Source organism: Corynebacterium sp. HMSC06G04 (genome assembly GCF_001807365.1).
Classification (GTDB): Bacteria; Actinomycetota; Actinomycetes; order Mycobacteriales; family Mycobacteriaceae; genus Corynebacterium; species Corynebacterium simulans.
The window spans coordinates 50,294-75,563 of sequence record NZ_KV788611.1; the positions used below are offsets into that span (position 1 = coordinate 50,294).

23 protein-coding genes and 1 other RNA gene are annotated in these 25,270 nt (G+C 60.2%); 7 read left to right on the forward strand and 17 right to left on the reverse strand.

The genetic code is table 11. The features are described 5' to 3' along the window. Positions 1–20 precede the first annotated feature (20 nt). Positions 21–1,184, forward strand: coding sequence for a tyrosine-type recombinase/integrase (locus HMPREF3158_RS05620; protein WP_070497692.1), 1,164 nt, complete (start codon positions 21–23; stop codon positions 1,182–1,184). 133 nt (positions 1,185–1,317) lie between these two features. On the opposite strand, the gene HMPREF3158_RS05625 is transcribed toward HMPREF3158_RS05620, so the two are convergent. The 5 genes from HMPREF3158_RS05625 to thrC all read right to left on the reverse strand — a co-directional run bounded on the left by HMPREF3158_RS05625 (position 1,318) and on the right by thrC (position 6,275). Further along, positions 1,318–2,952: a CTP synthase gene (locus tag HMPREF3158_RS05625; protein ID WP_062038136.1), complete on the reverse strand. Its 1,635-nt coding sequence runs from the start codon at positions 2,950–2,952 to the stop codon at positions 1,318–1,320. Positions 2,953–3,145: 193 nt separating this feature from the next. Continuing rightward, positions 3,146–3,676, reverse strand: coding sequence for an NUDIX hydrolase (locus tag HMPREF3158_RS05630; RefSeq protein ID WP_061923922.1), 531 nt, complete (start codon positions 3,674–3,676; stop codon positions 3,146–3,148). Between the two features lie 48 nt (positions 3,677–3,724). Next, complete coding sequence (locus tag HMPREF3158_RS05635) at positions 3,725–4,624, reverse strand: trypsin-like serine protease (RefSeq protein WP_235591260.1); 900 nt, start codon at positions 4,622–4,624, stop codon at positions 3,725–3,727. Between the two features lie 28 nt (positions 4,625–4,652). Next, entirely contained in the window at positions 4,653–4,805 is a 153-nt protein-coding gene (locus HMPREF3158_RS12940; RefSeq protein WP_162839576.1) for a hypothetical protein, read from the reverse strand. 3 nt (positions 4,806–4,808) lie between these two features. Then, positions 4,809–6,275, reverse strand: a complete 1,467-nt coding sequence (thrC, locus tag HMPREF3158_RS05640) for a threonine synthase (protein ID WP_062039424.1) — start codon at positions 6,273–6,275, stop codon at positions 4,809–4,811. Positions 6,276–6,313: 38 nt separating this feature from the next. On the opposite strand from thrC, the gene HMPREF3158_RS05645 reads away from it, so the two are divergent. Next, complete coding sequence (locus HMPREF3158_RS05645; RefSeq protein WP_062038130.1) at positions 6,314–7,615, forward strand: MFS transporter; 1,302 nt, start codon at positions 6,314–6,316, stop codon at positions 7,613–7,615. On the opposite strand, the gene HMPREF3158_RS05650 is transcribed toward HMPREF3158_RS05645, so the two are convergent. The 6 genes from HMPREF3158_RS05650 to HMPREF3158_RS05675 form a co-directional block, all read right to left on the reverse strand. Continuing rightward, the gene (locus HMPREF3158_RS05650; protein ID WP_062038127.1) at positions 7,612–8,331 is read right to left on the reverse strand and encodes an AAA family ATPase; all 720 of its coding nucleotides are present in this window, start codon (positions 8,329–8,331) and stop codon (positions 7,612–7,614) included. The genes HMPREF3158_RS05645 and HMPREF3158_RS05650 overlap by 4 nt on opposite strands. A gap of 9 nt (positions 8,332–8,340) precedes the next feature. Next, complete coding sequence (locus HMPREF3158_RS05655) at positions 8,341–8,559, reverse strand: hypothetical protein (protein WP_062038124.1); 219 nt, start codon at positions 8,557–8,559, stop codon at positions 8,341–8,343. Between the two features lie 116 nt (positions 8,560–8,675). Next, complete coding sequence (locus tag HMPREF3158_RS05660) at positions 8,676–9,101, reverse strand: hypothetical protein (protein WP_062038121.1); 426 nt, start codon at positions 9,099–9,101, stop codon at positions 8,676–8,678. Positions 9,102–9,134: 33 nt separating this feature from the next. After that, the gene (locus tag HMPREF3158_RS05665) at positions 9,135–9,494 is read right to left on the reverse strand and encodes a hypothetical protein (protein WP_061923747.1); all 360 of its coding nucleotides are present in this window, start codon (positions 9,492–9,494) and stop codon (positions 9,135–9,137) included. Positions 9,495–9,553: 59 nt separating this feature from the next. Further along, on the reverse strand, positions 9,554–12,625 hold the full coding sequence (locus tag HMPREF3158_RS05670) for a bifunctional [glutamine synthetase] adenylyltransferase/[glutamine synthetase]-adenylyl-L-tyrosine phosphorylase (RefSeq protein WP_070497694.1): 3,072 nt from the start codon (positions 12,623–12,625) through the stop codon (positions 9,554–9,556). 22 nt (positions 12,626–12,647) lie between these two features. Beyond that, entirely contained in the window at positions 12,648–13,979 is a 1,332-nt protein-coding gene (locus tag HMPREF3158_RS05675; RefSeq protein ID WP_061923753.1) for a glutamine synthetase family protein, read from the reverse strand. A 181-nt stretch (positions 13,980–14,160) separates the two neighbouring features. On the opposite strand from HMPREF3158_RS05675, the gene HMPREF3158_RS05680 reads away from it, so the two are divergent. Further along, a complete protein-coding gene (locus tag HMPREF3158_RS05680; protein ID WP_070497696.1) occupies positions 14,161–15,246 on the forward strand; it encodes a DUF2786 domain-containing protein in 1,086 nt (361 codons plus the stop codon). A gap of 96 nt (positions 15,247–15,342) precedes the next feature. Then, a complete protein-coding gene (locus HMPREF3158_RS05685; RefSeq protein WP_070497698.1) occupies positions 15,343–17,109 on the forward strand; it encodes a CYTH and CHAD domain-containing protein in 1,767 nt (588 codons plus the stop codon). Positions 17,110–17,118: 9 nt separating this feature from the next. Here HMPREF3158_RS05685 and HMPREF3158_RS05690 read toward each other — a convergent pair whose 3' ends face one another. Continuing rightward, a complete protein-coding gene (locus HMPREF3158_RS05690; protein WP_061923761.1) occupies positions 17,119–17,304 on the reverse strand; it encodes a hypothetical protein in 186 nt (61 codons plus the stop codon). 199 nt (positions 17,305–17,503) lie between these two features. Here HMPREF3158_RS05690 and HMPREF3158_RS05695 point away from each other — a divergent pair, with 199 nt between their 5' ends. Further along, positions 17,504–18,772 carry a galactokinase family protein gene (locus HMPREF3158_RS05695; protein ID WP_062038106.1) on the forward strand — a complete coding sequence of 423 codons (1,269 nt, stop codon included), beginning with the start codon at positions 17,504–17,506 and terminating at the stop codon, positions 18,770–18,772. 23 nt (positions 18,773–18,795) lie between these two features. Here the strand turns inward: HMPREF3158_RS05695 and HMPREF3158_RS05700 are convergent, their stop codons facing one another. The 5 genes from HMPREF3158_RS05700 to HMPREF3158_RS05720 all read right to left on the reverse strand — a co-directional run bounded on the left by HMPREF3158_RS05700 (position 18,796) and on the right by HMPREF3158_RS05720 (position 23,439). Further along, positions 18,796–20,199 carry a ribonuclease catalytic domain-containing protein gene (locus HMPREF3158_RS05700; RefSeq protein WP_062038103.1) on the reverse strand — a complete coding sequence of 468 codons (1,404 nt, stop codon included), beginning with the start codon at positions 20,197–20,199 and terminating at the stop codon, positions 18,796–18,798. Positions 20,200–20,226: 27 nt separating this feature from the next. Continuing rightward, positions 20,227–20,667, reverse strand: an RNA gene (gene rnpB / locus HMPREF3158_RS05705) — RNase P RNA component class A. A gap of 15 nt (positions 20,668–20,682) precedes the next feature. Beyond that, the gene (locus tag HMPREF3158_RS05710) at positions 20,683–21,861 is read right to left on the reverse strand and encodes a bifunctional RNase H/acid phosphatase (protein WP_062038100.1); all 1,179 of its coding nucleotides are present in this window, start codon (positions 21,859–21,861) and stop codon (positions 20,683–20,685) included. Further along, the gene (locus HMPREF3158_RS05715; protein WP_062038097.1) at positions 21,861–22,574 is read right to left on the reverse strand and encodes a zinc ribbon domain-containing protein; all 714 of its coding nucleotides are present in this window, start codon (positions 22,572–22,574) and stop codon (positions 21,861–21,863) included. Before HMPREF3158_RS05715 ends, HMPREF3158_RS05710 begins: the two co-directional genes overlap by 1 nt. A gap of 34 nt (positions 22,575–22,608) precedes the next feature. Next, the gene (locus HMPREF3158_RS05720; protein WP_062038094.1) at positions 22,609–23,439 is read right to left on the reverse strand and encodes a Nif3-like dinuclear metal center hexameric protein; all 831 of its coding nucleotides are present in this window, start codon (positions 23,437–23,439) and stop codon (positions 22,609–22,611) included. A 115-nt stretch (positions 23,440–23,554) separates the two neighbouring features. On the opposite strand from HMPREF3158_RS05720, the gene HMPREF3158_RS05725 reads away from it, so the two are divergent. Beyond that, positions 23,555–24,043 (forward strand): low molecular weight protein-tyrosine-phosphatase, encoded by a 489-nt coding sequence (locus HMPREF3158_RS05725; RefSeq protein WP_062038091.1) that lies wholly within the window; start codon positions 23,555–23,557, stop codon positions 24,041–24,043. A gap of 9 nt (positions 24,044–24,052) precedes the next feature. Continuing rightward, entirely contained in the window at positions 24,053–25,042 is a 990-nt protein-coding gene (locus tag HMPREF3158_RS05730) for an SURF1 family cytochrome oxidase biogenesis protein (RefSeq protein WP_062038088.1), read from the forward strand. Positions 25,043–25,270: the final 228 nt, after the last annotated feature.

Consider the following 25,270-nt stretch of genomic DNA (forward strand, 5'->3'; position numbering starts at 1 on the left):
GCTGACAAGGAGTCATTCTAATGGCTGTTCAGAAGCGCCTCAATAAGGCGGGTAAAGAGGTTTTTATTGCCCGGTGGCGTGACCCGTCCGGTAAGGAACGGTCGAAGAGTTTTCCTCGCGCACGACAGGCGAAAGCGCATTTACAGGATATGGAGCGTGCGGTGCGTCGCGGTGAGTACATCGCGGACACTGGTGTGACCGTCAAGGAACTAGTGCAGGAGCGGATGCAGCAGGCGGTGAATAAGTCCACTCGGAACGGGCGCCGTATGCTGCTGGCCAACTTGGGAGATTTGGAAGACATGCCAGTACTGTCGGTGAAGCCGTCGCACGTGCGGGAGTGGATGAGCGTGTTGGAGAAGGGCAGGCCGTGGGCTGATGATAGGCCGCTGGCCACCTCAACTATCAACATGCTGGCGGCGATTCTTCACGGGGTGTTTTCTCAGGCGGTTCTTGATGATGTGGTGGGTAGGCATCCGATGCGTGGGGTGAAGATTCCACGCAAGGAGGTTGGGGCTGAGCGTGCGGACATCCCCACGGTCGAGGATGTTCAGGCGCTGATTCGTGCAGCGCGGGGCACAGGTGTGGGGCGTGCCCCTAACCTGACGTTGGCGGCGATGGTGCAGGTCGCGGCGGAAACTGGCCTGCGTGCCGGGGAGTTGTGTGGGCTGCGGGTGCGGAACGTGAATTTTCTGCGTGGTGAGGTGCATGTGGTGGAGCAGATTAATCAGCGCACGGGGGATTTTGCGCCGCTTAAGACGGAGGCATCGAGGCGTGTGGTGCCGATTGGGCCTGCCACGGTGGCGGTGATTGAGGAGCAGCTACAGCGAGTGCCGCGTGGCCCGGAGGAGACGGTGTTTTGCACCAAGGCGGGTAAGGCCCTGTCGTCGTCGAGTGTGTCGGCGCAGTTTCGTAAGTTGGCGCGTGCTGCTGGGGTGGGGACGACGTTTCATGGTCTGCGGCACTTTTATGCGTCGTCGCTGATTGGGGCTGGGGCGTCGGTGGTGATGGTGCAACGGGCGTTAGGGCACGCGTCGGCGTCGATGACGTTGGATGTGTATTCGCACCTGTTTCCTGGTGCTGGTGAGGGGCTGCGCGGGATGGTGCCTCAAGTGCGGGATTTCTGCGGGATTTCTGACGATGGTGAGGGGTCTTCTGACGAGGTTTGTGCTGGTAGTGCGGGTTAGTGTGAGGTTTGGGGTGTACTACGACTGCTAATTAGGACTGCTAATTAGGGAGCAAAGAAAATCCCTGCGGAAGCACAAGCTCTCCGCAGGGATTTTACGCGTTTTAGGCCGCTTGCTTAGCGGCCAGCGGCCCTTAGCTCAGCGCCGCTGCAATCAGCCCGTCAAAGAGCGGGTGCGGGTTAGTCGGGCGCGACTTGTACTCGGGGTGGGCTTGGGTGGCCACCATGAATGGGTGCTCGGGGTACTCCACGAATTCGACCAGGTTGCCGTCGGGCGAGGTGCCGGAGAAGACCAGGCCGGAGCCTTGCTCGATCTGCGCACGGTAGGCGTTGTTGACCTCGTAGCGGTGGCGGTGGCGCTCAGAGACCTCAGTGGTGCCGTATGCCTTCGCCACGACGGAGTCTTCAGCGAGCACAGCTGGATAAGCGCCCAGGCGCATGGTGCCGCCGAGATCCGCCTCGCCGGAGACGGCCGCCTGCTGCTCCTCCATCGTGGCGATGACTGGCGCAGAGGTCTCGGGGTCAAACTCTGTCGAGGAGGCGTCGGCAATGCCTGCCTGGCGGGCCGCCTCCAGCACGGTGCACTGCAGACCCAGGCACAGGCCCAGGAAAGGAATCTTGTTCTCTCGGGCGTAGCTCACCGCGGCGATCTTGCCCTCGATGCCGCGCACTCCGAAGCCGCCTGGCACCACGATGGCGTCGAGATCGCCCAGCGGAGTGGCTGAGTCTGCTTCGCAGTCATCCGAGGTGATCCACTTGATTTTCGCCTTCGCGTGGTGAGCAAAGGCCGCATGCCGGATTGCCTCTGCCACGGAAAGGTACGCATCCTGGAGGTCGATGTACTTGCCCACGATGCCCACGGTGACCTCATGACGCGGGTTGCGGACGCGATCCAGTAGCTCGCCCCATTGGGTCCAATCCACATCGCGGAAAGGCAGGCCTAGTTTGCGGATGACGAAGGTGTCCAGGTGCTCGCGGTAGAGCACCTCCGGGATGTCATAGATGGACGGCGAATCAGGGCAGGACACCACGCCTTCTTCCTCGACGTCGGTCATCAGCGCAATCTTGTGTTTTAAGCCATCCGGAACGTCGCGGTCACACCGCAGCACCACTGCGTCCGGCACGATGCCGATGGAGCGCAGCTCCGCCACGGAGTGCTGGGTCGGCTTCGTCTTCAGCTCCCCCGAAGTGCCGAGGTATGGCACCAACGAGCAGTGGATGAAGAAGATATTCTCGCGGCCGACGGCATGACGTACCTGCCGTGCGGCCTCCAGGAAGGGCTGCGATTCGATATCGCCCACGGTGCCGCCGATTTCGGAGATGACCACGTCCGGCACATTGCCGGAGGCATCGGGCGCGGCCATCGCGAGCACGCGATCCTTGATCTCATCGGTGATGTGCGGGATGACCTGCACGGTCTTGCCCAAGTACTCGCCACGGCGCTCCTTCGCGATGACCGAGGAGTACACCTTGCCCGTGGTCACATTCGCGTTCTTCGTGAGGTTGCGGTCCAAGAAGCGCTCGTAGTGGCCCAGGTCGAGGTCGGTCTCGGCACCGTCTTCGGTGACAAAGACCTCGCCGTGCTCGAACGGGTTCATGGTGCCTGGGTCGACGTTGAGATATGGGTCGAGCTTCTGCATGGTCACCGAGAGTCCGCGGGCAGAAAGCAGCTGCCCCAGCGATGCCGCTGTTAAGCCTTTGCCCAGGGAGGAGACAACTCCTCCGGTGACGAAAATGAATTTGGTGTTCTGGTTGGAACGAGGTGGCATGGCATGCACCTTTCGAGGAATTTGATTGCTGATGCGGCAAGCTCAGCGCAACGAGACACCCCTTGAAGATCAAAAAATCCGCGGGACGCCTCGCGCGGCGACCTACGGATCTTCAGACTATCACCAGCCATCAAATAGAAACAATGAGCTGACAGAAATCCAGGTTGGCGGTGGTTTTAGGCATACGCGATTGCTAGTTGCGTTTTACAAATCCCATGCGGGGGCGAAAGCCCTTCGGGTGCTTCATTTGTGCCACGGCATCACCGATCAGCATACGGTTACGGGCGCTTACCGAAGCCGGCATTTGGGCCACGGAGAACCACTGCGCCGCGAGGTTTTCCTCGTCAGAGACCACCGGCTCCGCGCCTTCTGGAACCGAAAGCCGCAGTGCGGTGGACATGAACATGCACTCGTCGCCATTGTCGTAGGTGACAGGGCCTACCTGCCCCACGCCAAGCAGCGCTTCCGCGGTGGCATCGAGTCCGACTTCTTCCTTGACCTCACGGATGGCTGTGGTGGTGATTTCCTCGCCAGGCTCGCAGATGCCCTCGACGGGCGCCCAGGTCTCATTGTCGGCGCGTTGCACCAGCAGCACCGATGGGACTTCCCATAGCGCCGCGTTCATGGGAACATCGCGGACAATAACTGCGGTGCACGCCGGCAGGAATAGCTGCTGGTGGCCCACCTTCTCACGGAGGTTGAGGATGTATTCAGGGGTTGCCATGCCTACTACCCTAGCCGCTAGCTTTGTCCGCTTTTGGCCGCGCCCGCGCTAGGCCGCCTGCGCTATTTCAGAGCCCAAAATCTCCGGGATGAGCGCTACGATATCGGCTGCAGGGGTAAAGGAAAGCTCCATGTCCGACGCTTCGGCGCACTGACCTTTTAGCTCCTGCGTGGTGCCAGAGACTACGCCGACGATTGCGGGTCCTCCTGGCAGTTGGGCGTACATCGGCCCGCCGGAATCGCCTTGGGTACCGCACAGGCGCGCCCGAGCGGCCGTGGTTTCCATGCGGATCTCGCCGGACTTCAGCCCGCCCTTTTCCGGGCCATGGCTTAGCTCGCCACAGGTCTCCCCAGTGATCCGCCCTAGCTTGCACAGCTGTTGTGGGAGCTCGCCCGTTGTGGCCACGCCGGCCTCCATGTATTTCGGCGTGTAGTAACCCACGTCGGCATGCAGCTCGATGAGCGCGAAGTCGAGGCCGTGGGTGGTATCGGAATACAAGTCCGAATAGACCACTTCCCCGATTGGTTCTGCTGGGAAAGTAAAGGTGCGATGCGCGTTTCCGGCCCACACACGGTCGCCGGGTTTGCCGCAGTGCGATGCGGTCACCGCGAAGTTGCGGCCATCTTCCAACGAGAAAGACCATGCTGCGGTGCACATCTGGAAGTCAAAATACTCTCCCGGTTTCGGTTCCTGGGAGGAGATATCCAACGCGGTTCCCGCCGGCATGGGCGAGAGCGCAGGCCGCGAGGTACCGGGGCTCGCGGCGGGGATTTCCGGCTGCGCTGGCGTGGCTTCCGCGTCACCCTCGTTGTTTACCTGAGCATCGCTTTCCGACGCCTCCGGTGCGGCGGATTCGCCAGCGAGGGTGGCCGCGGCGTCGCCAAGCGCGTGTTGCACCGTCTGAGTGGGGATCAAAGAGCAGCCGCCGAGGCCAATTGCTAAAGCCACGGCGGCTGCTATCTGTGGTACCCGCGAGCTAGACCGTGCCATCACCATCGGTGTTCTTGTCTGCTTCGGAAGCTTGCTTGTTTTCCTTTTCCATCTCCGCCATCTCCTTGAGATCGCGGATGAACTTCTCTGGGTCGAACTCGGTGAAGTATTCCGGTCCGGAGAACTGTTCCTGTGCCATCTTTTATGCTCCTCTGGGGTGCTGTTTCACGTCGGTCTGTGCTATGGAGCGGCGGATGAAGTCTTGGACTGCAGCGACGTCGTTGGGCAGATCCGTGACATGCCTTTGTGCATCCATGATGCCAGCAAAACGCTCCGGAACTGCTGGCTCGGTTCCGATGGCCTCGACGATAGTCTCGGAGAACTTCACCGGCAGGGCGGTCTCCAGGCAGATGATCGGTGTCTTGATGTCCTCTTCCTTTTGCACCTGGCGGGCGACCTTGATGCCGTCCGCGGTGTGCGGATCCACCAGGTAGCCATAACGCTCCTTGACCGATGCAATGATTGCTAGGCGGTCAGCATGCGTGGAGGCGCCGGAACTAAAGCCGTACTCATCGCGCGCGGCATCGAGCTCTGCGGCAGACAGCTGGAATCCGCCCTCCTTCAGCTTGGGGCCAAAGAGCTCCGCGGTGCGGGAGGCATCACGGTCAAGTAAGTCGAAGACGAAGCGCTCAAAGTTCGAGGCGCGGGAGATATCCATCGACGGCGAGGAGGTCTTGTAGGTCTCCTCCGCCGGGCGCGGACGGTAGTTGCCGGTGCGGAAGAACTCATCGAGCACGTCGTTTTCGTTGGTAGCGACGATGAGTTTGTCGATGGGAAGCCCCATCGAACGGGCGATATGGCCGGCGCAGATATCACCGAAGTTGCCGGTGGGCACGGAGAAAGAGACCTTCTGCTCGTTGTCAGAGGTGACCTTCAGGTAGCAGTTGATGTAGTAAATGACCTGCGCCATAAGGCGTGCCCAGTTGATGGAATTAACGGCGCCGATGCGGAATTCCTTCTTAAACCCGGCATCGTTGGAGGTTGCCTTAACCACATCCTGGCAATCATCGAAGACACCATCGAGCGCGATGTTGAAGATATTCGGATCATCAAGGCCGAACATCTGAGCCTGCTGGAAAGCAGTCATGCGGCCTGCCGGGGTCAGCATGAAGACGCGGATTCCGGTGCGCCCGCGCATGGCATATTCCGCAGAAGAGCCAGTATCGCCCGAGGTAGCGCCCAAGATGTTGAGGGTTTCATCGCGGCGGCCCAGCTCGTACTCGAAGAGCTCGCCGAGCAGCTGCATGGCCATGTCCTTGAAGGCAGCGGTAGGTCCTTCGGAGAGGTGGCCGATAAAAAGGCCATCACCCAGCGCGGTCACGGGGACAATTTCCTCGCTCGCGAACTTGGGATGGGTGTACGCGCGCTGCGCGATGGCCTCCAGATCATCAGTTGGAATATCATCCACGAAAAGCTTGAGTACTTCTGCCGCAAGCGCCGCGTAGCCTTCCTCAGCGAGCAACTGACGCCATTCGTTAAGCACAGCGCCGTTTAGTTGCGGATAGGATTCCGGCAGGTAAAGGCCGCCGTCAGGGGCAAGCCCGCCTAAGAGAATATCGGTAAAAGAAGCGGGCTGACGGTTAGCGTCGCGCGTAGAAATGTACTTCACCCCCTGCATCATAGTCGGGCACGCGTAAAGTATCAGCCATGTCTGTGCCAAATCCACGGGAAGTTGTGACCACCAAGGCCTTATCCATTTGGGTTGCCGCGATACTTGTCTACATCGTGGCGATTACCGGGCGTACCTCTTTTGGTGTGGCGGGGCTGGAAGCGATGGAGCGTTTCGACGTCGATGCCTCTCGCATTGCGGTCTTCACCTCGGTGCAGTTGGGCATCTATGCGTTCGCACAGATTCCTACGGGTGTACTCATTGATAAGTATGGCCCTCGCAAACTGCTCGTAATTGGCGCTGTCATCATGGGCGTGGGGCAGGTAGCGCTGGGCTTAACCGCAAATTATTGGATGGCTATTGCCGCTCGGCTTTTGATTGGCGCGGGCGACGCCACGGCCTTCTTATCCGTGATGCGCATCCTGCCATATTGGTTCCCTTTGCACCGCACGCCAATGTTTACCCAGGTGACCTCGTCGTTGGGTCAGCTCGGCCAGTTCGTCTCCGCTATTCCTTTCGCTGCGCTTTTGGGGTGGACCGGATGGACCACGGCCTTTGTAGCTTTGGGTGCGGCGGGCATCCTCATCGCATTAGCTGCGGCGGTTGCCGTAGCGGACACGCCTGAAGCTCTAGGCATCATCGAAACTCCCGCCGAGCAACCCAATTCGCAGGCGCATTCCTTGGCCGCCAGACTGGCCATGGTGCTGCGTTCCCCCGTTGCATGGCAGGGATTTTTCATCCACTTCTGTGGCCTTTTGGGTGCGACTGTATTTGTCATGTTGTGGGGAATGCCGTTCATGACGGAGGGACTAGGAATCTCCAAGGTGCAGGCCGGAACGGTGCTGACCTTTTATACGATCTGCATGATTGCGTTAGGGCCAATCCACGGCAAGATTTCCTCGCGTGCACAGGGTTTCCGCGACTGGATGGCACTGTTTTTCACGACACTCAACATAATGTCGTGGACAGCTTTCTTCCTCTGGGGCAACAGCTTCTTCAGCCTTTTCATCCTCATGGTGGCTATTTCGTTATGCTCTCCGTGCTCGAACTATGGCTTCGACATCGTGCGCGAGAACATGGAACGCAGTGTGGTGGCCACGGCAACAGGCTTGGCCAACATGGGTGGATTCATCTCTTCGATGGTGGCAGCGCAAATTTTTGGCATGGTGCTCGATAGCCGTGGCCACGCGCCACACTACGAACTGGGTGACTTCCACGCGGCCGCTGTAACTTCCCTCATCATTTGGCTTGCGGGCATGCTCGGCATAGCTGTCACGCACTTCCTGCGCAAGCGCGGCGGAGGCACTGGCCCGAAGGTCAAGGTTGTCAGCGTCTCCTAGGTAATCAGGAACTTTATCGTTTCCTCTGGCGCCTCCAGGAATTCCCGGGTGGCCGCCACGGGCTCGGCTGCGTCGAAGGAAATCCTCTCGAAACCGGCGTCGCCAAGCTCGACGATGTCCGCGCCCGGCACGGCAAGCAGAATCGGCGAGTGCGTGGCAATGAGGAACTGGGCGCCGCGCTCTGCGGCTTGATGAATTTCGGCCACGAGCGCCATCTGCCGCACGACGGACAATCCGGCTTCGGGCTCGTCAAGGATATAGAGCCCGCGGCCGTCGATATGCTCGCCCAGCACGTCGAAGACAGACTCGCCGTGGGAGCGATGCTCCAAGTCCACCTCGCGCGGCAAGGTATTACGCCCAGCGCGTTCGTCCGGGGTATTAGCCGCCTCAAGCACGGACTCATGCGTTTCGGCGCGTAAGAAATAGCCACGTTGTAGATTCTCGTCGAGCTTACAGTTCAGCCCCGCGGACAGGCCGCGAAAAGGCGCGCGGATGCGCTTGGCGTCGTCGTAGCGCCCGCCAAAGGGCGAAAAGCGCAAGCGCACCGCGATTGCCTCTAGAAGCGTGGACTTGCCCGCCCCGTTTTCACCCACCAAGCAGGTCACGGGGGAGGTGAACTCGAAGTAAGGCAGGTCCTGCAGGTATTGCACCATGGGCAGCTGGAGCAAGTAGCTATCCAGTTCCTGTTTCTTTAGCGAGATCGAGCGCAGCAACATACTCGCCCACTATAGGCCGGGATGGAAGCTACGCAACGCTTCCCCGAGTTCCTGGCCGGGCTCCTTCAACGGGCTTTGCGAAACTTCATCAGAGTTAATGGGAATTTCCGCACTGGATTCTATTGGCATGGCGTTGACCGCATAGGAAACGCCGAGTCCGCCAGTGACCGGAATTGCTACGGCCAATGAAACACCGATCGCGGTGCCAAGTTTCTCGCGCCAGCTCATGTTCCTCCTCCACACGCAATGCGTTATGCATTCGTTATATTTACGAGGATTACATTAAGTCTGGCACCTGCCAGATGCTTCGCGTGGGCCTGCACGGCACCTGTGTGTTCCTGTGATTACTGCGCGGGGGAGCTTTCCGCGACGATGGTATCGACGGCCGGGTTGACCAGGCCCAGATCAAAGGCCTTGAGGATAATGGCGGCCTCCTCATCATTGAGGACGCCTTGCTCGATTGCTTTGCGCAAAACCTGGATCATGGTTCCGCGGGACTCGGAACGATTCGCGGATTCGAGCATGTCGCGCGGCATCGACTCGGGGGGAATGCCAAGCGCTTCAGCCAGCGAGTACATGCGCTCTTCATCGATATTCGACGGCGCTGCCGAATTGTCATTTTGCAGCACACCGCCGCCGATGGCCTCTGCCACGGTCTGCGCACCAGCCGGTGGATTATCCCGGGTGGTGGCAAACACGCCAATGCCCAGTGCGAGGATGGCCAGCACGGCCACAATCGCCCACACGGCGACGATCTTATTGCGATACACGGTTTTGAAGTCTAATCCTGGCTAAGAGCGGTTCTAAATACTTGGGCCGAAGTTACCAAAGGAGCTGCCGCCACGTGGTGGGTCGAGACGCTCAGAAAGAATATCGATGACAGAGCGAAGTGCATTATCGCCCAAGGTGCGCTCCCACGCGCTACGCGGCTGCTGGGAATGACGCGGAGCCTGCGGCTGTGTTGGTTGTGTGGTGGCTGGTTCATCTGCCGGGGCGTGAATATTTTCTTCTGGCCTCGGCTTCGTGATGCTTACGCGAAGCTGCGCGTCTTCCAGCTCTAGCGCGTCGCTGCCTGTGGCCCCGGCTGCCCGAGCGGCGGCTAGGAAGGCCTCCAAGTCAGCCAAGGTGGCGGTGGTGATATCAAGCGACAAATTCAAAGACATGGCTTTCTCAATTCTTTAAGCTCAATGCTGGGACAGTTTTCATTCTCTGCCTTCCCAGCCTAGGCATTTTCGTGCTCGAAGGTCTCCGCCTCACCCCAGAAGACCTCGTCGACCACCTTGCGGGCATGCCGCGTGGTCTTGAGATAGGTATCCAGGAATTCCTGGTTGTCCTCCGGTGCCCAGCCGGCAGCACCGGCCACCTGGGCCAACTGTGGTCCCGGCGTCGGCAGCTGATCCACGCGCTTGCCGCGCACGAGCACCAAGGCATTGCGGGCGTCGGTTGCCAGCAGCCAGGCATCCCGCAGCACCTGAACCTTCTCCGGCGGAATCAGCTCGTGTTTTTCCACCGCGTCCAGCACGCGCAACGTCGAAGGATCGTGGAGGTCCGGGTAATCATGGGCATGCATCATGGTCAAAAGCTGTACGGTCCACTCGATGTCGGACAACCCGCCGCGACCCAGCTTGGTATGGGTGTTGCGATCAGCACCGCGCGGCAGACGCTCGTTATCCACGCGAGCTTTCATACGACGAATCGCGCGCAAGGTCTTTTCGCTAACGCCATCATCGGGATAGCGGAAACCATCGACCATAGCTAGGAACTTCTCCCCCACGCTGCGATCGCCAGCGACGAAGGCCGCACGCAGCAGCGCCTGCATCTCCCAGGCCTCGCCCCACTCGCGGTAATAACGCTCATAAGAGGCAATCGTGCGCACTACGGCACCGGAACGGCCTTCTGGGCGCAGCCCCAGGTCAACGTCGAGCGGCGGATCGCCGGAAGGTTTAGAAAGCCGACGCCGCAGCTTATCGACGATCCCGATTGCCCACTTGACCGCTTCCGTCTCGTCTGTACCCTCGCTAGGTTCGGCCACCACGATGACGTCGGCGTCAGAGCCAAAGCCCAGCTCCATTCCGCCCAGGCGCCCCATACCGATGACGGCGATGCGTGCGGGCGGTTCCTCTTGCGCGGCGTCGCCAAGCCAAGCACGAATCTCCGCGCGCAGCGCTGCCTCCAGCACGGCATCCCAAATCGTGGATAGTTCGTAACACACCTGCTGCACTGACATAAATCCGAGCAAGTCCGCCGCGGCAATGCGCGCTAATTCCACGCGGCGCAAGCTACGGGCCACCGCCACCGCCTTGTCGGGGTCTGCATGACGCTTGGTGGAATTAACCAACGCCTTCGATACCTGCTCGGGCTTGGTTTCCAGCAGCTTCGGGCCCGAAGCGCCGTCGGAGAGCTGCTTGACGACGTCGGGAGCGCTAATGATGAGGTCCGAAGCAAAGGGCGAGGTGCCCAAGATGATCATTAGACGCTGCCCCACGATGCCTTCGTCGCGCAGCATGCGCAGGAACCATTGCCGGTCATACGCGGCCTCAGAGAGCTTGCGATAGTTAAGCAGGCCCATATCTGGGTCTGCGGTCGAGGAAAGCCACCCCATGAGCGTAGGCAGCAAGATGGCTTGAATCCTAGCTTTTCGCGACGTGCCCGCAGCCAAGGAGGTCAGGTGCTCAAAGGCGCGGTCGGGATAGACATAGCCAAGTGCTGCCAGCTGCAGCTTTGCCGCCTCCGGAGAAAGCTTGAGCTCGTCGGCGGACATGGAGACCACCGAATTAAGCAGCGGCCGGTAGAACAGGCGGGAGTGGAGATCCTGAATTCGCAAGCGCGTGGTCTTCAGGTACTGGTCCAAGCGCTCGGCGGCGGACTTATTGCCCTGCGGGGTGAACCCGGAGATGATGGCAAGCCATTTAAGGGCCTGCTTATCATCGGCGGGAGGCAAGACGTGAGTGCGGCGGAAGCGCTCAAGCTGCAGACGGTGTTCTAGCAAGCGGAGAAACTCATAGGCCTCGATCAACTGCGTGCCATCTTCACGCCCCACGTATCCAGCGCTGACCAGGGCGGTGAGCGCATCCACCGTAGAAAGAACGCGCAGGGTCTCATCGGAGCGGCCGTGCACCAGCTGAAGCAGCTGCACCGCAAACTCGACGTCGCGCAGCCCGCCCTCTCCCAGTTTCAGCTCGCGTTGCCGCAACTTATTTGGCACATTATCCAGCACGCGGCGGCGCATGGCTTGGACATCTTCCACAAACGAATCACGCTGGGATGCGGTCCACACCATAGGGCCAATCTGGGCCAGGTAATCCTCGCCGAGCAGCAAGTAGCCGGTCTGCGGACGTGCTTTGAGCTGAGCCTGAAACTCCCAAGTCTCTGCCCACCGCTTGTAATAAGCAACGTGGGATTCCAAGGTGCGCACCAGCGCGCCGGACTTTCCCTCGGGGCGCAGGTTGGCATCGACTTCGAAGAAGGAGGCCGAGCCGATTCGATTAAACTCGGAGGCCACCCGCGTAATCTTCGGCGTAACGACGTCGGATAAAAAGATGACATCGACGTCGGAAATGTAATTCAGCTCGCCAGCTCCGCACTTGCCCATCGCCATGACTGCCAGTTTCGCGTCGACGGGGTCGTCGCCGTAGACGTTGCGGATGGCGACGGCAAGCGCGGCAGTAAGGGCGGCGTCGGCAAGCGCAGTCAAAAGCCGCGTGACAACCTGGAACTCCAAGCGCGGCTGCGGCGCAGACTGCCCCTTGCGGGAGAAAAACGTACCCGCAAGATCATGAGCGGCGATGCGCATCATGAGCGTGCGATAGGTGGACTTAAGCACCGCCTTGTGGTCCCCTGCGGCGGCTCGGTAGGTGCCGGCCGTGTTCAAATCCGGCGTGGCTGTATCGGGGCGTTCCTCTTGCGCGTCCTCAGTAAATTCCGCAGGTTGAGCGCCCACTGCACCAAGCATCTCCTGCAGCATCTCAGTTGGCGTGGGCAAGGGCTTGGCCAGCTCCCGCCAAAGCTCGGGATTAGCAGCCAAGTGATCACCAAATGCTGTCGACGCCCCGAGCAAAGCTAAGGTGCGCACGCGCAATTCCTCGCTGCTACGCAGCTGCCCATCGAGCTCGGGAACAGCCTCATACATGCGGATTAGCGTGTTCAGCGCAAGGTCCGGATCACCCGAAGCTGCGAGCGTCCACAAAAGCTCTAGCGACTCGGGATTATCCCAGCCCAGTTGTTCAAGATCTTTAGCTGCCGTCACTCGAGTAAGGCCTAGGGTGGCCGGCGAGGGAACTGCAATAGGGCGCATCAAAATCCTTTAAAGTGCCTAACTAGTAGTTGAGGTTGAGCTCAAAGCTGGTGATTTGCTGCTGATAGGAGTGCCATTCATCCCACTTGGCACGCAAGAAATACTCGAAGACATGCTCGCCTAGGACTTCCGCCATAAACTCCGACTTTTCAAACTCACGCAGGGCCTGGTCCAAGCTGACGGGCAGGTCGCGGTAGCCCATAGCGCGGCGCTCGCGGCGAGTGAGCTGATGGACATCGTCCTCTGCGGGATCGCCCAACTCGTAGCCTTCCTTGATGCCACGCAGGCCTGCTGCCAGCAAGACGGCATAACCCAAGTATGGGTTCATCGCAGAATCCAGCGAACGGATCTCCACGCGACGCGACTCCGCCTTGCCCAGACGGTAGGTAGGCACGCGGACGAGCGCAGAACGATTCGAAACGCCCCAGGTTGCTGAGCCCGGCGCCTCGTTGCCGAACATCAAGCGCTTATAGGAATTGGTCCATTGGTTGGTCACAGCAGTCAACTCAACGGAGTGCTCCAAAATGCCCGCAATGAACTGCTTGGCGGTTTGGGACAAGGAAAATTCATCGTCGGGATCGTGGAAAGCATTGTGCTCTCCTTCAAACAGGCTCAAGTGGGTGTGCATGCCAGAACCTGGCAAGTGTTCAAAAGGCTTCGGCATGAACGTGGCCTGGACTTTTTGGTCAGCAGCCACCTGTTTTATGACGTGGCGGAAGGTCATGATGTTATCGGCCATGGTCATCACGTCGGCATGGCGCAGATCGATTTCCTGCTGGCCCGGCGCGGTCTCATGGTGGCTAAATTCCGTGGCAATACTCAAGGCCTCTAGCGCCGACATGGAGCGACGGCGGAAGCTCGGCGCGCGGTCATGGGTGGCTTGGTCGAAGTAACCGCCATTGTCCGTCGCGATGAGATTTGTATTATCCGGCGATTGCTCCAGCAGGTAGAACTCGATTTCTGGTGCAGCCATGCAGGTAAAGCCCTCGTTGGCGCTTTCGGTGACCTGGCGGCGCAGGATATGGCGCGGATCCACCATGGAAGGCTGGCCGTCTGGTTGGGCAATATCGCAGAACATGCGCGCCGAAGCAATCTCCGGCTCATCTTGGTCGAAAGGCATGATCTGAAAGGTCGAAGGATCCGGCAGGGCGAGAGTATCCGACTCAGAGATGCGGGAAAAGCCTTCGATAGATGAACCGTCGAAACCCACGCCCTCCTCAAATGCCGATTCCAGCTCGGAGGGGCTCATGACAACGGACTTGAGTGCGCCCAAGATGTCGGTGAACCACAGGCGGATGAAGCGAATATCGCGTTCTTCGACTGTGCGGAGGACGAATTCATGTTGGCTGTTCATGCTCTAAACCTTACCTGCGATACACGCGTACATTGCGCACTCTATTAGACACTACTTTGGGCGGCGTTTAACCATTTCAGCAAAGTATCTCGGGGGCAAAAGGTGGGGGCGATGCGTGGAAGTGATGTCTGGGCGGCGTGCTTTGCTGAACACACATTCGAACACAACCGAAAGGAAGACCATGTACCAAGACACTGACCACTCCCACCGCGCTCTCCACAACGAAGCTCTCATCAACGCTGTCTGGGCCGCCGAGAAAGGCTGGGCACCGGCCGATATCGTCCACGTTCTAGGTCCTAAAGTCCATCCCCTGCTCTATCGCGCCGCACCACGCGTCCCGGCGCGCATTTCTTCACCGGTACTGCGCAAGCAATGGCTGCAAATAGCGCCACCGCCTTCGGGCTCGCTGATTCTCCCGGAGGAAACACTTCGCAAGCTAAGCCTGGAGCTGTTACGACTTCCTATGCTGCGTGATACTGAGCTTTTGATCGCGGCCGCCAAGGACCGCCAAGCGGATATTGATCCGAAGCGAGCAAAGATGTGCGAGAAGATAAACAACCTCCTACGGAAAGCGGAATCCACTCCCTTTGAGAATGAAGCGGATGCGCTCATTGCCAAGGCGCAGTCCCTGCAACAGCGCTACCGCGTGGAAGATGTGTTTGCTGGGCACGCTCCAGATTTCCTTGCTCGGCGCGTTCATATTCACGCCCCGTATGTAAAGCACCAAGCGAGTTTGCTGGGCGTTGTGGCCTATCACAATGGTTGCGCCTCAGTCCTCGCGCACGAAAAGGGCATCGCCTGCGTTGTTGGCACCGCAGAAGATTCCGCGCATGTGGCCCAGCTCTTCGATTCCTTGAGCCGCCAATGCGACTGGTACATGCGCTCTGGCGACGGCGCCGCTCAGGCGCGCAGCTGCGGGGAGACTGCTGCCTACCGCCGTAGTTTCTGGTTGTCCTACGCTGCTCGCATATCGGAGTTGCTCGATGAAGCTAACTTCACCGGAATGTCTGAAGCAGCAGATGCCCGTACGGCAGAAACCGGCAATGAGGCCGAGGGCCGCAGCCTTGCCCGGCAAGCAATCCCGGCGCTGTATGAGCGCCAGGTTGGTTCCGAGGAAGCCCGCAACCGCTTGTTCCCTCATCTTTCCGCAATGACGCTTTCTGCCAGTAGTTGGGCCGGGGTAAATGACGGTGCGAGTGCGGCTGAAAAATCGCATCTTGCAGGCGATTCCATAGGCTCAAGCAGCCAGCGGCAGATCGCCAGTTAACGTCTGAAAAGCCTGCCCCATTAACCTACGCTGACAGGTAGGCTTTCGTCTAGTAACTCTTCTTTCCTTAAATACGTATTGATTAAAGGTGTGTGCATGTCTACGAAGACTTTCCTCGAAGTCGAAGCAAAGTTCGCAGTCGCTGAATCCATCCAATTGCCTGAGCTCACCCAGCTCGCTGGCGTGGACCACATCGCTGAAACCCACCACCACGCACTTTCTGCCATCTACTACGACACCGAAGACCTGCGTCTAACCTATGCAAAGATCACGTTGCGTCGTCGTACGGGCGGAAATGATGATGGCTGGCACATTAAGATTCCAGGCAGCCAAGGCCGAACGGAGATTCATGCCGAGCTCGGCGAGCCAGTAGATGGCCGTTACGAGGTCCCAGCAGAGCTTCTCCACGAGGTTCGCTCCGTTATCCGCAATCACCCGCTTGCTCCCATCGCCCAGGTTGATAACAACCGTACTGAGATGGTTCTTGCTAACGCCGAGGGAAAACCGGTTGCTGAATTCTGCGATGACCACGTCACCGCTTTCTCCTTCCTGCAAGGCGGCAGTCAGCGTACCTGGCGTGAGTGGGAAGTGGAGCTCGCCGGCGACCTACCAGGCACCAATGAAGGAAGCCGCTTCATCCGCGAAGCCACATCCCTCCTCATCGGCGCCGGCGCACGCGTTTCCTCCTCCCCTTCCAAGCTGAAGTCCGCTTTGGGCGATTCCATCCGCAACGCGCCCCTTCCTCCAGCACTGCAGACTTCGAGCGTGGAACCGGATTCCGCTGCCGCCGCGGTGGTCAGCGCACTGAAGGCGAACCGTGACAAGCTTGTCGACTACGACCCCCGCGTCCGTCGCAACGAATGGGATTCTGTCCACCAGATGCGCGTGGCTACCCGCGAGCTGCGCAGCCACATTCAAACCTTCCACGGCATTGTCGTTGGCCCGGAAATCGAGCGCATCGAATCTGAGCTAAAGCTTCTCGCCGGCATCCTAGGCGTAGCACGCGACGCTGAGGTTGTTGAAGAACGCTGGCAGAGCTTGCTTGCCTCCGAAGATTCCGACACATTGGACGAGGCAACGCGCGAGCACATCTCACGCGACATGGGCACCGCATACCGCCGCGCTCACCGCCACGTGGTTGCCGCGCTCGATTCGGAGCGCTACTTGGAGCTGCTGGATTCGCTTGATGAGCTACTAGCCAACCCACCAGTAGCACAGGACTCCGAGGAAGCGCCTGCAGATGATGCCGAAGAGACCGAAGACGCCGCAGTAGTTTCCACCGTTACCCCAGCCGCAGAAGCCGCGGACGCTGCTGAGGCCTCGGTTTCGGAAGAGACCGCCCAAGAAGCGGAGGCTACGGACACCGCGCCGAAGAAAAAGAAGGACGCTGCCGCCAAGAAGCAGGAAGCTCCGTCCATGGACCAGGTCATGGCGATGCACCTCAACGAGGCGTACAAGAAGCTGGTCAAGCGTCATGAGAAGGCAATCAAGAACTGGGATAACCCAGAACTATCGCTGCACGAGCGTGAGGATTACTTCCACGACATGCGCAAGGCCGCTAAGAAGCTGCGTTATGCAGCAGAGGCTGCCGGTTCTGCGACGAACCTAAAGACCAAGGGCCTGTACAAGGCTTGCAAGCAGATGCAGTCGGTCTTGGGTGATTTCCAGGACTCCGTCACTTCCCGTGACAAGCTCCTAGAGCTGGCCAACACCGCTCGCCGCCGCGGTGAAGACACTTTTGGTTACGGTCTGCTTTACCAGCGTGAACGCAATATTGGCCTCGATGCACTCGACGATTATGCCGAATCCTTCAAGGCCATCAAGTCCGCGTTCAAGCCGCTGAGCAAGAAGCTCAAGAAATAAGATCGAGTCTTAAGCGTCATCTTCCGCGTCGTAAGCATCAGCGGCTTCGTTGCGAGCCTTCGCAATCTCGATAGCGTGCTCTGCTTCCTCGCGGGTGGCGTACGGGCCCATGCGGTTATCCCAACCGCTTTCAGCGCCCTGGGTTACCTTGCCGGTGGCGGTGTCGTAGTACCACTGCTCGTCTGGGTTGCTCATAAAAGGCTCCTTTTCTTAACTAGCCCTTCTGCTACTACTCTCCGCACCCCATGTTGCGGGTAGCGGTGGCCGGCGGCCACACTAGGGCGTTTAAGGGGTGCCACCACTTTACAGGCACATCCCAATAGGCGTCTGGCGCGTAAACGCTAGACTATGAAAGTCCAAAGTCCCCAAGCAGCACCAAGGAGTTCCTCGCACCATGCCGATGTGGTCCACGCCTTCTTCCCCCGCAGCGGAGCGAATCCACGCTGCCCACCTCGAACTAGTAGGCACGGAACCGGCACACTGCGCTAGTGCGCCCGCGACTTTCTCGCTCATTGGCGATCACATTGACCACTTTGGTGGCGTCGCCATAATGGGCTTGGCGCAGATGCGTGTTGCCGCAGCGGTTAGCCCACGTACCGACGGCACCATTGCGGTTCACCTTGTTCCGCACGAGGGCGAGACCATCAACGACGCCATCAGTTTCACCGAACTGGCATCCCGTGCCGCAGAGCAGCTGCCGTCAATAGATTCTGAGGGCCAGCCCATCATCCCGTCGGCTCCGGTCGGTGGCTTCGCAGCCCGTTGGGGCGGCATCGCACACACCATGATTAACCGCCAGCTGCTTTCTCGTGAAACCGCCGGCATGGACATTACGGTGGTTAGCGATATTCCTTTCGCAGCCGGTCTTGGTGCGCTTGCCGCGGGAGATGTCGCTGTAGCGTTAGCGTTGCTCGGCGATGCCGAAGAGCTTCACTCCGCTCCCCTGCGCGCACGCATCGCCGATGTCTGCTCCCAGTCGGTCGGCACCTTCGGCGAATACCCCGCCCTGCGTGCCCGCCACACTGCCGCGCTCCGAGGCGTGGGCGAGACAGTAACAATCGTGGACTACGCGGATGGCTCCGTCACCCAGGCGCCCCACCCAGTTACCCGCGAGATTGCTGCGTTTGCTGTTACCGTCCCCGGCGATTTCGATGCCACACCAGGCATCGCCGCGATTCGCCAGCGTGAGCGTTTCATCGATGATGCCTGCCATGCTTTCGGCGCTGAGTCGTTGCGGCTTTTGCCCGACGCATCCCAGCGCGTGCTGGATTGGCTGAAGGCAGTTCACAAGGTACATGGCTCGGCCAACCAGCCCACCTTGGCCGAAGCCGCCGAGTGGTTGGTGTTCTATTCGGAAGAAACCGAGCGCGCCCAAGAGCTCGCCCGCGCCCTGCGTTCGCGCCGCGGCACCGATCTCTTCCCGCTGCTTAACCAGTCGCAGCAAGCACTAACCACGGTTTATGGCCTGCACTCCGCGGAAAAGATTGCCGAGCTAGCCACGGTGCGCGGCGCACGCTCTGCGCGTTCAGCACACGCTGGTACTTCCCAGTCCGTCATCGCTTTCGTGCCTGCGGCCAAGGCCGATAACTTCGCAGCGGACCTCGCCGAGGACGGACTGCTGGTGGTTCCACTGCTCGACGGCGAGCAAGCTAATACCTTCTAGCCACAGCAGCGAACTAACCACAACTAGTCAGCAGGCCACGCAAAAAGCACGTCGCGCTCTGCCACGTCAGCTTTGACCAGAGAGAAGTTAGACTCACTGCCCGTATCTGGGTGCCCGACAGCCTCCGCAAATACCGGAGGTTGCGTCACAAAGATGCGGGCTTTCTCACGCGTTGGCCCACCCTGGACCACGATCGCTTCAAAGTTCGTTCCCACCCATGGCTCGAGAACGGTTGCCTCTGTCAGGTTCAGACAGGCTTTATCCACTTGGGAGGCCAGCTGCGAGGTCGTGGCCATCGTGCGAGTTAAGTCCCCGGCGCGCGAACTAATCCATTCCGGCACAGATTCGCCGTGTGCGAGCGCGAGGCAAACCTCCGTGGCGAATCGATCCGCCAACCGCCGCAGCGGCGCAGTCACATGCGCGTAGTAGCCGCCGATGCCCGCGTGTACCTCCGCGGGCGATTCCTCCAGCCACACGTAGCCGGCACCGCGCAGCAGGCGCTGCGCTTCCCGCATTGCGGCCATGCCCCGCGGCGAATCCGCATCGAGTGTTTGCAGGAACTGAGTAATCGAGGCGTCGTCAAGCGAATAGCCCAAGGCCGCAACCTCAGTGCGGAACTCCTCCTCAGCTTCCGCCGTGGCCGCAGGCAGCGTGCGCAGCAACCCCACGCCGTGCTTTTCCATCAGCTGCCCCGCGCACATCCCGGTCAGCAGAGAAATCTCCGAGTTATAGTCCATGACCTCGTACCGCGGCTCAATGACCAGTTCATAGCGGTGTTGGCAATCTTCCTCGAATTCCTCGACACTCTGGGAAGGAAGCCGCAGATTAATCGCCTCCCGGCGCAGCGAGGAAGCCTGCCGCAGCTTTCCTACTTGCGGCAACAAAGCAATCGAGGAATGCATGCTGCCCGCTGCCAGATCCGCGTGCACGCCTTCATAATCCAGCCGCGCCCTCGAGCGCACCAATGCTCGCGCCAAAGTAAAGTCCAGAACCTCGCCCGCCCCATCGAGGTCGATGGTCCACAACACGGCTGGGCGATCCACGCCCTCCAGCAAGGAGGCCTTGTCCTCCGACAACACCGCGGGATGCAAACGCGCTGGTTCATCGGGCAGATAGATGGTCTGCCCGCGGCGGAAGGTCTCCTCCTCCAGGGCGCTGCCGGGCTCGATAAAAGCCGCGACGTCGGCAATAGCGTAATACACCCGGTAGCCCTCCACGCGCGCCTCAATGCACACGGCTTGGTCCAAGTCTTTGGAGCCCAATGGGTCGATGGTAACCAGCGGGATTTCACGCGCATCGCGGCGCGAGGTGACGAAACGATCCTGCGCGGCCGCGGCCGCCGCACACAGTTCCTCACTAAAATCGGTGGGCACACCGAATTCAGCGGCGACGGAGCGGAAATCTAATGGGGCGGCATAGAGCTTCATGCCGCCCCATTGTTCCAGAAAAATGGGCGAATGAGTCGGCCTATAAGCCGGATTCTGTCTTCCCACACGCATCAAGCGTGCGGCGGTGAACATCCATCTAGACCAACCGTTGCCAGTTGGTTCAAGCAGCTACCTTCAGGCTAAAGCGAGCAGCCTTCGAACGCCTGATCAAGCCCGCAAAAATGCCGACCATGATGCCTTGCTCCCAGTGGGGTTTACCCAGCCACCGCCATCACTGACGGTGCTGGTGAGCTCTTAACTCACCGTTTCACCCTTACCTCACGGATCTTCGTACGACGAGGCGTAGCGAAGTCGTTCGGCGGTCTACTTTCTGTTGCACTTGCCCGCGGGTCGCCCCGGGTTGCCGTTAGCAACCACTGTGCTCTGTGGAGTCCGGACTTTCCTCGTCCCCCGCCTTACCCCTCATGGAGGTTGGTTCGGAAAGGACGCGTTCACCCGGTCGGCTCATTCGCGCGTTACAGTCTAGCCCAGTGACTGCAAATGGCCCACATCGTTGAAACCGCGCAGCATCGAGCCGCCGTCCCAGAATTCCGCAATGCTTATCGACGCCAAGTCCAAAAAGAGGCGATTAAAAGTCACCGGACCTGCGTCCAAGCTCTGCCTGATAAAGGACTTGATCGGATTGACATGCGAGACCACCACGACGGTCTTGCCCGCATACTTTTCCTGCAACTCCTGGCGGGTCTTGCGCACGCGGCGGTGAACCTGCTGCAAGGACTCGCCGCCGGGGCAGGCCACGGAGGCATCCTCTAACCACTGGCCGTGCAGCTCGCCATCGGCAGCGTGAGCCTCGGCGAAGGTCTTGCCTTCCCACAGCCCAAAGTCGACCTCGATTAAGCCCTCTACGGTTTCCACCTCAAGAGCATCTTTATCAGCTCCGGCCGGGCGCACGCTGCGCGCAATCGCCTGTGCGGTCTGCTGGCAGCGCTTGAGCGGTGAGCAGACGATGGCATCGACTGGCGTATCGGCCAGCGCCTGGGCAGCTGCGAGTGCCTGCTTGCGGCCGAACTCGGTCAGCTCTGGATCGGCATGGCCTGAGTACTGCTTGGCCACCGACATCGCGGTTTGTCCGTGGCGAACCAGGATGAAACGCGTGACCGGGCCTTGCTCGGCCATCCAATCGCTGGGCTGGCTCGCAGCGGCCGGCTCTCCCAGTTCCACACTGGCGGTCTCCTGCACCGCAGGAGCCTGATCCGCCTGCTCAGTATCGCCGACAAAACCCACCGGCTCGCCCGCGGCGGCGGCATCCATCGCCACGTTCGACAACGCATCCGCGACCTTGTTCTTGGCACGCGGCACCCAGCTCAGGTTGAACGTGCCGATTTGGTCGATGAGTTTGCGTGCCTCCAACGCTAGGGCCTGCATGTCTGGGTGCTTGATCTTCCAGCGCCCGTTCATCTGCTCGACCACGAGCTTAGAGTCCATGAAGAAATCAACTTCGTCGGCGCCTAGCTCCACCGCGGCCTCGAGCCCACGCAGCAAGCCGTGGTACTCGGCCACGTTATTGGTGGACTTCGTACCTACTACATATGCGATTTCGCGCAGCAGCTGCTGGCGGTCGGCGGAATAGACAGCGGTGCCGGAACCCGCGATTCCCGGGTTGCCGCGGGAACCGCCATCGGCATAAATAACCAGCTTCATTAGGCCGGGCGCACCAGGTAGGAGCCGCAATCGCCGCACTGCGGCAGGACCTCGGCGGGGGCGTTACGCACCGCATTCTGCTCTGCCGGCGGCAGCACGATGAAGCAGCCACCACATGCGCGACCCTTGAAGGCCGCCGCACCGACACCGTTTTCGTGGCGCACGGAATCGTAGCTTTCCAGGACGTCGGCAGGCAGCTGCTCGCGCAGCTCCGCAATGCGGACTACCGGATCCGGGCGGTTATCCACTGCTTCCTGCGCCGCCTCCGCAGCACGCGCAAGCTTTTCCAACTTGCGCTGGGACTCATCCACACGCGCACCGTGCACGTCGCGGTTCGAGCGCAGCGCATGAATCTCGTTGTGAGCTTCCTGCAGCTCGCTCATCAAATCCGCGATGCGAGACTTTGCCGCATACAAGTCATGCTCCAAGTCTTTACGACGCTCCGGGTCAACCTCGGCGCCCAACTGAGCCTTATCGTCGCGCTCGCGCTGGCGCAGCTTGCGCTCATCGGCCTGGATACGCAGGATTTCCATCTCCATGTCGTCAACGGCGAGCTGGGCGGAACCGGCGGCGTCGACAAGCCGCTTGTGCTCAAGCTGCGCCTTTTCGTACTCCTGCTGCTCCGGAATGGTCTTTTCTCCCGTAACACCCTGGGAACGCTCGAGGTTGGCAAGTTCCAGCAGGACAGACTGCAGTTGCTTCGACAGTTTCATTTAGTTCTCCTTATGGCAGGTCTTCCCGAGGCGATTATTTTCCGTGGACGGACAATGTCCACGGGTCGGTGCGCAGCTCGATGATTTCAGTATCCACCTTGTAAGCCTTTTCCACGATATCGCGCGCCTGCGTAGTCCATGGAAATTCGCTGGCCCAGTGGGCAGTATCAACCACGGCAGGTCCGCCTGCACGCAGGTGCTCGTCCACGGGGTGGTGGCGCAGATCCGAGGTCACATACACATCCACGCCCAGCTCACGAGCGGCATCCAGGAAGGAATCACCGGAGCCACTCGAGACCGCCACGCGCTTGACGACGCCATCTGGGTCACCCGCCGCGCGAATTCCCCAGGCCGTCTCCGGAAGCGCGTTTGCGACCTGCTGCGTAAATTCGCGCAGAGTCATTGGCTCGGGCAGCTCGCCGATGCGCCCGAGGCCGAGGCTGGTCTCGCTGACCTCGGCGTCGGAAAGCGCGTGCGGGATAATCGGGCGTCCCGGCTCGATGCCCACCAGCTCAGCGAGCTTATCGTTAACGCCAGGGCGGGCCTTATCCGCATTAGTGTGTGCTGCGAACAAGGCGACGCCGCCCTTGAGCAAGGTATGGATGACCTTGCCCTTTGGCGTATCCGCTGCCACGGAAGTCACCCCGCGCAGGAGCAAAGGGTGGTGCACAACTAGCATCTGCGCGCCCATCTCCACTGCCTTTTCTGCAACCTGCTGGGTGCAGTCGAGGGCGAAGGCCACCTTTCCCACCTCGTCTTCCGGATCACCGCAGATAAGGCCCACGGCATCCCACTTTTCGGCCAGGTGCGGCGGGTAGGCTTCCTCGAGGACGCGGCGGATATCGCCAACGGTTGTCTGCGCCATGACTTAAGGCTCCTTAATGCATTATTCGCTATGTTTTCGCTCTCTGCGCGCTGCTGCACTATCCTAGCTTTCGTTCAGAAATCGCTCTATTTGCTTATAAGAGGTCTAAACCCCCATGACTTCTGAGGACAACCCCTCCGCATTGCACCTCGTGTTCGTCTGCACGGGCAATATTTGCCGCTCCCCCATGGCGGAAATCATCGTTCGCGATGCCATGGAGACCGACATGCTAGATCTCGTCGCCCGTACCTCTTCCTGCGGATTGGGCGGCTGGCATGTGGGCCAGGGCGCGGACCCGCGCGCCATCGCGGAGCTGCGCAGCGGCGGCCACGACGGCGCAACCCACCGCGCGGCGAAACTCGGCCCTGAGCACATGGATGCGGATCTTTTTATCGCGATGGATTCCGGCCACCGCGACGCCCTCATCGAGCGAGGTATCGACCCGGAGCGCGTTCGTTTGATGCGCAGCTTCGACCCGAATGCCGAGGAGCTCGACGTGGAGGATCCTTACTACGGCACGGAGGAGGACTTCGCGCGAACGCGCAAGGAAATCGAAGCAGCCGTGCCTGGCCTGCTGGATTGGATTCGCGAGCAGCGGGTCTAGGATAAGGGCATGTTAAAGACGTTCCTCAAGCCGGGATGGGTTCTGCTGCTCATCTTCGTGGTGACCTTTTCCTACTTTGCTTTCACGGTGCTAGCGCCCTGGCAGCTGGGCAAAGATGACCAAATTGTGGAACGCAATCATCTCATCGCCCAGGCTTATGAGGCGGACCCACGCCCGCTTTCTGAGGTCGTTGATTCTGAGGGTGCCATCGCAGATGATGAATGGTCCCGCGCTACCCTCCACGGACGCTACTTGGCTGATGAGGAAGTGCTACTGCGCCTGCGTCCGGTTTCTTCGGGTGCGGTATACCAGTCATTGGTACCCTTCCGCACGGACTCTGGCCTGACCATGCTGGTCAACCGCGGCTGGATTGCCGCTGGTGAGGGAAACACCGTGCCCTCGATTCCTAAGGCTCCTGCCGGAGAGACCACAATTGTCGGAATGATTCGCGCGGACGAGCCGAAGCACTCCTCTGCGCCGATTGATCAAGAAGGCTACGAGCAGGTCTACTCAATTCACACCGAAGAGGTAGCCTCGCTTACCGATACAAAGTTGGGCCACGACTACATCCAGCTCTCGCCTGAGCAACCCGGTGAGCTGACCGCCTTGGAGGTCCCGCAGCTCGACCGCGGTAACCACTTGTCTTATGGCTACCAGTGGATTGCCTTCGGCATCATGGCGCCGCTGGGCTTGGGCTACTTCGTGTGGTCCGAAATCCGCGAACGCCGCCGGGCCCTCGAGGAAGAAGCGGCATTACGGGCTGCCACCAGCGCAGAGGGCGCTTCTGCCCCCACTGCAGGCCCTGGCTCTGCTGCAGACTCTGCCCCCACTGCAAGCCCTTCCACGGATTCCGTAAAGGAAACCACGGAGCCCGCGGCCGCCGCGGAATCCACCCCGCGTGCAGACACGACGCCTTCGCGTCGCAGCCGTTCCCGCTACGGCGACTCCAAGCCGGATTTTTATGAAAAGATCCGCGAACGCGGCCAGGAACGCTTCTAAGCCGCCGACCTCACCATTTACGGCGGCTTAGCGCCCTTTGCATCCAAATGGTGAGGTCGCCCCGCAACTCTTGTTCCTCAAAGCAACCAGTGTGACGTGAGTAGCCTGGATATACCCATCCCTCCTCACCATTTGCGGGCTTCCGCCCAGACAGCCGCTCCGCCCAAGCCGTCGCCCCACTGCGCGAGCGCGGCTACACGCAGGTCTACTCCCTGCGCGGCGGCATCA